Here is a 7,200-nt window from a genome sequence, read left to right as displayed (position 1 = left end):
TTGCGCGATCTGGTGCACGCGATCCCGTACTACGCGATCAAGCAGGGCCTGCTGACCGTGGAGAAGAAGGGCAAGAAAAACATCTTCTCCGGCCGCATTCTGGAAATCGAAGGCTTGCCGGACCTGAAGGTGGAGCAGGCGTTCGAACTGACCGACGCCTCGGCGGAGCGCTCCGCGGCGGGCTGTACCATCAAGCTCAACCAGGCGCCGATCGTCGAGTACCTGAACTCCAACATCATTCTGCTCAAGTGGATGATTGCCGAAGGCTACGGCGATCGCCGTACGCTGGAGCGTCGTGTGCAGGGCATGGAAAAATGGCTGGCGGACCCGCAGCTGCTGGAAGCCGACGCCGATGCGGAATACGCCGCGGTGATCGACATCGATCTGGCGGATATCAAAGAGCCGATCCTGTGCGCGCCGAACGATCCGGACGACGCGCGCCTGCTGTCCGATGTGCAGGGCGACAAGATTGACGAAGTGTTCATCGGCTCGTGCATGACCAACATCGGTCACTTCCGTGCCGCCGGCAAACTGCTGGATCAGCACAAAGGGCAGCTGCCGACGCGGCTGTGGGTGGCGCCGCCGACCCGTATGGACGCGGCGCAACTGACCGAAGAAGGCTACTACAGCGTATTCGGCAAGAGCGGCGCGCGGGTCGAAATCCCCGGCTGTTCGCTGTGCATGGGCAACCAGGCGCGGGTGGCGGATGGCGCGACGGTGGTGTCGACGTCGACCCGTAACTTCCCGAACCGTCTGGGAGCGGGCGCGAATGTGTATCTGGCGTCAGCCGAACTGGCGGCGGTGGCGTCGCTGCTGGGACGTCTGCCGACGCCGGACGAATACCAGCAGTATATGGTGCAGGTGGACAAGACCGCGGACGACACTTACCGCTATCTGAACTTCAATTTGATTGACCGCTATATTCGTTAACGGCGTTGTCATGGCATTGCATTTCGGCGGTGTAAAATAGTTAACGATAACCAATAGCTACTGAATAAAAGCGGGTGGTTTTGGCACTGATGTGGAACTTGTCTCCCCTTGTGATGCAACATTGCCGATTCCGCCCGCTTTCCTGGCTATTGATCATGCTATTTGCCGATCATGCCATTTATCGATCATGCTATTTGCCGCTCATAATATTTATCGCTCGTGGTATTGCTTGCAGAACCTGATTTTTACCATGCTGGCAACGGCATGGTAAAAATCAGGTTTTTGTTTTTTTAACCGGCGGGTTGCAGCGGTCAGAATTATCAGGGAGTAGCGACTAGCCGCCAAAACGGCCGAATAGCTGATAGCGGGAACCGGGATAAAACAGACGCGCGGCGGTGACGACCCGCGAGCCGTGCCAGGTGCGGCGGCGGATCAGTAGACAGGGCTCCTGCTCGCCCAGCGCCAGCAGGTCGCGCTGATGCGGTTCGGCGGCGACCGCTTCCACCCGGTGCTCGCCGGCGGTCAATGGCGCGACGCGGCTCAGGTAGCTGTGCGGCGTATCGCGGGTGAAATCCTGCTGTAGATAGTCCGGCGCCACCTGCGGGTTGACGTAACGGATTTCCAGCTGTACCGGTACGTCATTTTCGTAATGTACGATTTGCGAGTAAAACAGCGGCTGGCCGGGGGCGATATCCAGTTGCGCGGCCTGATCGCCATCGGCGTTAAGGGTTTCCAGCACCAGCACCCGGCTGCTGTGACGATGACCGCGGGCGGCGATTTCATCGGCGATGTTATGCACTTCCAGCATCGCGGTGTGCGCCTTCTGTTCCGCCACAAACGTGCCCACGCCCTGCATCCGCACCAGAAATCCTTCGCTGGTCAGTTCCCGCAACGCCCGGTTGATGGTCATACGGCTGACGCCCAGTTCATTCACCAGCTCGCTTTCCGACGGCACCCGCTGATGCGACTGCCAGACGCCGCTGCGAATCTGGCTGATAATCGCCTGTTTTACCCGCTGGTAGATCGGCGCGGGGGTATCACTCATGGCGGCGGCAAGTTGGGAAGCGGTTTGCAGGTCGGTCAAGGCGTCATCCTCAAAGGCAACAGATGATCGCAGTGTAGCGAACAACGACCAATCCTGTATAGACAACCTGTTCTCTTCGGCAACAAAACCGCTGACGGAAAATGTCATCACATCCGGTTACGTTTTGGCGTTCCCACGGAAAGACGGTCTGTAACACAGTAAGTTACATGCTGTCTGGCACGGTATTGCGTGCGATAACCTGGATAACCACCGAGGAAGAAGATCATGAATAAACGCCTCTGCTTGCTGCTGGCTGTGTTACCTGCGACCGCGATGGCAAATCTGAAAACGGTAACCACGCCGGGCGTCGCGCCGGATGCCGTCACCGCGGTAAAAATGCATTTCAACGGAAATATCAATCAAGAAAAGATTAACGAGCTGACGATGGCGCTGGACGAAGCCAATATGCGCTTCAAAAACGCTCATGATCTCTATTGATATATCAACAGCGCGGGCGGCGATCTGGATAGCGGGCACGCCGCCTATCTGGCGATCAAAAGCTCGCGTATTACTACGTCGACATGCTGAAAAATGTTTACCGCCAGTGTACGACCCTGAGCGATGAGGCGATGAACAAGGCGTTATACAGCGAAGACGCCCATCTTTTTCTGAACAATCAGGCAGCGGAGAAGATAGGAATAGCGACCGCGACCGAAGATCGGATTCACGCCGCCGAGTTTGCCTATTTTATCAGTGATGGGCAGGACAGAAATAAAGGGTAATTGCATGCTTGCGCGCGGTGTTTTTCATCTTCGCTTAGGGTAGGCGCGGCTTTACCCATCCTTTCATTTTACAGGCAGTCGATCATTCGATTGCCTGATCCTCTCACGAGCCAGCGAATACGGCTCAGGCCAGTAATGACCTGGGCTGCGCGGTATCTCCCCACATTTTGTAAATTTATCAAAATATCGATCCTTAACGTTATATTGACGTTATCTTTACGAAATTCTGAGTCTGAATAGTGGCTTCAGTCGCCATCAGAAGAGGACGTTTTCATCGGTTTCAATCGCTCACTGAAACGGCCTCCGTCAGCTCTTTTCCTGTTCTGTGCGCATAGGTTTTAAATAAGGGTCAATCATCAATGGATACATCGTTTTCCTGTGTAGGATGCGGCAAATGCTGCATGGGGCATCATGTACCCCTGACACTGGCTGAAGCCCGTGAATGGGCGTTGGACGGTGGGCAAGTCATTATTCTTGCCGAAGGGTTTCTGCAAAATGGCATCGGTATCCTGCCGGAACAGCGCCAGCATGCCCAGTCGCGCTCCTGTGACGTGATCAGCGGCGAAACCCGGGCGTTTATCGCGATCACGTTTGCGGCCTACAACCCTGATTCCTGCCGGCATCTGGATGAGGATCTGCGCTGCCGGATTTATGATCGGCGCCCGCTGGTGTGCCGTATTTACCCGATGGAGATCAACCCGCATATTCCGTTGCGGCAGGCCAGTAAAGACTGCCCGCCGGAAGCCTGGTTGCAGGGAGAAGCGCTGATTGTCTCGGACCGGTTGGTGGACAGCGAAACGCAGGCGCTGATCGAACGCTCCCGTCAGGCGGATCGCGAAGATGTTCATATTAAGGCGTCGATTTGCAACTGGCTGGGGATCGCCACCAGCGCGCTGAAAGGCGATGGCTTTACGGCTTACCTACCGGATATGAGCGCCTTTACATCGGCGCTGGAGCTGGCCGGGCAATTCACCGCCGAAGAGCATGCCGAAGCGGCGGTCAGCCGGGCATGGCAGTTCCATGTTTCCGACGAAGATGTGCTGGCGTCGTTACAGCAGGCCGGCGCCCAGGCCATCACGGGGCCGTCGCAGTATTATGGTTTTATCGGCTTGCGCGCCGCCTGATGGCTCAGATTACTGACAAACCCGATAAGTGCAAAATGAAGGTTTTTTCGGCGTCAAAAACTGTGCTGAGGTGTGCGACTTCGCCGGGTGAGCGACAGGACGTCGCGAAAGCCAGTGCCGTGCCGGACAAAAACGTCGGGAACGTTTTTGAACAGCGTTTACGCTGGCCCGAAGGGCGAGCCCCACGGATGGGGCGAGTAACCACGTCACTGGCGGCCCGAACAGCGAAGGCACCGCACAGCGGCACAGTTTAGCCACTAGCCTGAGGTCAAGGAGAGGCGGCGCTGAGCTCACTCTGTTTCATGTCGTGATAGCTAATCACGACATGAGCAAGATACAAGCCTCTTCTTGTCGTGCGTGCGATGAAACGGCAAAGAAATGACACCGCTTATCCCGCACGAAACTATTCACTGACCAGACAAAATTCACTGTTTGCAAGACAACATGACTGAAAACAGGGCAGGGCGCACCGTTATAGGGCGTTCTGCTGTGCTTCCTCCGGGGTTGATGCCCATTCCTGCCGCATGCTTCCGCTGTTTTTCCCGTCCGTTCGCCAGTTTCGCTGTGCTGGCATGACCCTTGCTTGTATAGACAAGACTATAACACTTGCGGTCCATCGCTTTTTCTTTTCCTGACAGGAGCAGAAACATGAGTACAGCATCAGGTCGTACCGGTTGGAAAATCTCGTTGATGGCAGTTTGTCTGGTCGCCGCCGTTTCCGCGCAGGCAGAGGAAACGCCGGTGGCTATCGGCATTTCCGGCTGGACCGGCTTCGCGCCGCTGACGCTGGCGGACAAGGCCGGCATTTTCCAAAAGCATGGACTGAAAGTCGATCTGAAAATGATCCCGCAGAAGGACCGCCATCTGGCGGTGGCGTCCGGTGCGATTCAGTGCGCCGCCACCACGGTGGAAACCTACGTTTCCTGGGCGGCCAGCGGCGTGATGCTCAAACAGATCGTCCAGCTCGACAAATCGTATGGCGCTGACGGGCTGGCGGTGCGTAACGGCATCGCCAGCGTGCGCGACCTGAAGGGCAAAACCATCGGCGTGGATGCGCCCGGCACTTCGCCGTATTTCGCGCTGGCGTGGATTCTGGATAAAAACGGCATGAGCCTGAAAGACGTAAAAGTGGCGACGTTGTCGCCGCAGGCGGCGGCGCAGGCGTTCGTCGCCGGGCAGAATGACGCCGCCATGAGTTACGAGCCTTATCTGTCCTCCGTGCGCCAGCAGCCGGACAAAGGGAAAATTCTGGTTACCACCCTCGATTACCCGATGGTGATGGACACCCTCGGCTGCACGCCCGCATTCCTGAAACAGCACCCGCAGGTAGGGAAAGCGCTGGTGGAGAGCTATTTTGACGCGCTGGAGATGATCAAAACCCAGCCGGACAACGCCTACGACATCATGGGCGCGGCGGTGAAATCCAGTGGTAAGGAGTTCGCTCAGTCGGCTCAGTACCTGCGTTGGCAGGACCGTGAACAAAACCGCGCCTTTTTCAGCGGCGAGATCGCCACCTTCAGCCAGGAGGCGGCCAAATTGCTGCTGGAGGCCAAAGTTATCCGCCAGAAGCCGGATATTTCCGCGCTGTATGACGCCAGCTACGTGAAATAACCGATGAAGGAGGCGGACATGAGCAGTCTCACCCGAGCGGCGAAGTTAGCCCCTGCGGCGCTGCCGGAGGCGCCGACACGCGTGCACAACCCACTGATGGTGCCGCTGCGCCCGGTATCGACGCGCCTGCGCTGGACGCTCGGCATCGGTTTCTTCGTGCTGTTTATCGGCCTGTGGTCGCTGGTGACGTTCAGCGGCGCGGTGTCCGTCACTTTTCTGGCTGACCCGCTGACCATGTTGCATGAAGGCGTGCTGCTGTTTACCGATTACGGCTTTCAGCAGGACATCGGCATGACGGTGATGCGCGTGGTGGCCGGTTTTCTGCTGGCGGCGCTGATTGGGGTGCCGCTCGGCATCCTGATGGGGGCGTACAAACTGGTGGAAGCGTTCTTCGAACCTTTTGTGTCGTTCTGCCGCTATCTGCCCGCGTCGGCGTTCGTGCCGCTGTTGATCCTGTGGGCCGGTATTGGCGAGATGCAGAAGATCCTGGTGATTTTTATCGGTTCTTTCTTCCAGATTGTACTGATGGTGGCGGTCAGCGTCGGCAGCGCCCGCCGCGATCTGGTCGAAGCCGCCTATACGCTCGGCTGTTCCAGCCGCAGCGTGGTCACCCGGGTGCTGATCCCCGGCGCCGCGCCGGATATCGCCGAACTGTTGCGGCTGGTGCTGGGTTGGGCCTGGACCTACGTGATCGTCGCCGAGCTGATCGGCGCGTCGAGCGGCATCGGCCACATGATTGTCGACAGCCAGGCGCTGCTCAACACCGGGCAAATCATCTTCGGCATTATCGTCATCGGGGTGATTGGGCTGCTGTCCGACTTCCTGTTCAAGGCCGCCAACCGCCGTTTATTCGCCTGGAGCATACGATGAAATACAGCAAACTGACCATTCGTCAGGTGGAGCGGGTGTTCACCGGTCCGCACGGGGAGGCGATCCCAGCGTTGCAGCCCATCGACTATCAGGTGCATGAAAACGACTTCGTCACCATTTTGGGGCCGTCCGGCTGCGGCAAGTCGACCTTGCTGCGCATCATCGCCGGGCTGGACGCGCCGACCCGCGGCGAGGTGTGGCTGGACGGCGCGCTGGTGGACGGCCCCGGCGCCGATCGCGGCATGGTGTTCCAGAGCTACACCCTGTTTCCGTGGCTGACGGTGCGCGAGAACATCTGTTTCGGTTTGCAGGAGCGCGGCATCAGCAAGGCGCAGCAGCGTGAACGCAGCGATTATTACCTGCATCAGGTGGGGCTGCACGGATTCGAACACCACTATCCGCGCCAGCTTTCCGGCGGTATGCAGCAGCGCACCGCCATTGCCCGCGCGCTGGCTAACGACCCGAAAGTGCTGCTGATGGACGAGCCGTTCGGCGCGCTGGATAACCAGACCCGCGTCATGATGCAGGAACTGCTGTTGTCGGTGTGGGAGTCGTCGCGCAAGACGGTGTTATTTGTCACCCACGACATCGACGAGGCGATTTTTATGGCTAACAAGGTGGCGATTTTCAGCGCCCGGCCGGGGCGGATTAAAACCGAAGTGGCGGTGGATTTTCCCTGGCCGAGAGACTATACCCTTAAAACCTCGCCGGAATTTATGGCGCTAAAAGCGCGGGTGACGGAAGAGATTCGCAGTGAAACCCTGCAGTCGCTGGCGCATTGAGCGGCCCGTCTGCCGGGGAATGCAGGATGAGACATGCGTACCGGCTGGATAATGGAAAATACGTCAGCCGGATTTTT

The 7,200-nt window shown here is 58.0% G+C and carries 8 protein-coding genes; 7 read left to right on the top strand and 1 reads right to left on the bottom strand.

Translation table 11 applies throughout. The features are described from left to right. On the top strand, nucleotides 1–930 hold a 930-nt coding region (locus tag DXXMK7_RS14785), incomplete at its 5' end, for an aconitase family protein (protein WP_038921070.1). Between the two features lie 334 nt (nucleotides 931–1,264). Here the strand turns inward: DXXMK7_RS14785 and hutC are convergent. Next, complete coding sequence (gene hutC, locus DXXMK7_RS14780; protein WP_038919757.1) at nucleotides 1,265–2,014, bottom strand: histidine utilization repressor; 750 nt, start codon at nucleotides 2,012–2,014, stop codon at nucleotides 1,265–1,267. Between the two features lie 225 nt (nucleotides 2,015–2,239). On the opposite strand from hutC, the gene DXXMK7_RS23130 reads away from it, so the two are divergent. The 6 genes from DXXMK7_RS23130 to DXXMK7_RS14755 all read left to right on the top strand — a co-directional run bounded on the left by DXXMK7_RS23130 (nucleotide 2,240) and on the right by DXXMK7_RS14755 (nucleotide 7,123). After that, nucleotides 2,240–2,452: a hypothetical protein gene (locus tag DXXMK7_RS23130; protein WP_049842567.1), complete on the top strand. Its 213-nt coding sequence runs from the start codon at nucleotides 2,240–2,242 to the stop codon at nucleotides 2,450–2,452. Nucleotides 2,453–2,535: 83 nt separating this feature from the next. Beyond that, a complete protein-coding gene (locus DXXMK7_RS23125) occupies nucleotides 2,536–2,736 on the top strand; it encodes a hypothetical protein (RefSeq protein ID WP_049842568.1) in 201 nt (66 codons plus the stop codon). 359 nt (nucleotides 2,737–3,095) lie between these two features. Further along, nucleotides 3,096–3,860, top strand: coding sequence for a YkgJ family cysteine cluster protein (locus tag DXXMK7_RS14770; protein ID WP_038919756.1), 765 nt, complete (start codon nucleotides 3,096–3,098; stop codon nucleotides 3,858–3,860). Between the two features lie 648 nt (nucleotides 3,861–4,508). Further along, nucleotides 4,509–5,471, top strand: coding sequence for an ABC transporter substrate-binding protein (locus DXXMK7_RS14765; RefSeq protein WP_049842569.1), 963 nt, complete (start codon nucleotides 4,509–4,511; stop codon nucleotides 5,469–5,471). A gap of 18 nt (nucleotides 5,472–5,489) precedes the next feature. Further along, nucleotides 5,490–6,341, top strand: a complete 852-nt coding sequence (locus tag DXXMK7_RS14760; RefSeq protein WP_038667114.1) for an ABC transporter permease — start codon at nucleotides 5,490–5,492, stop codon at nucleotides 6,339–6,341. Continuing rightward, complete coding sequence (locus tag DXXMK7_RS14755) at nucleotides 6,338–7,123, top strand: ABC transporter ATP-binding protein (RefSeq protein ID WP_038919754.1); 786 nt, start codon at nucleotides 6,338–6,340, stop codon at nucleotides 7,121–7,123. Before DXXMK7_RS14760 ends, DXXMK7_RS14755 begins: the two co-directional genes overlap by 4 nt. Nucleotides 7,124–7,200 lie beyond the last annotated feature (77 nt).

Source organism: Dickeya sp. MK7, from assembly GCF_000406305.1.
GTDB classification, from domain to species: Bacteria; Pseudomonadota; Gammaproteobacteria; order Enterobacterales; family Enterobacteriaceae; genus Dickeya; species Dickeya fangzhongdai.
Note: the sequence above shows the minus strand (reverse complement) of the source record. Positions and strands in the feature narration are given on the sequence as shown.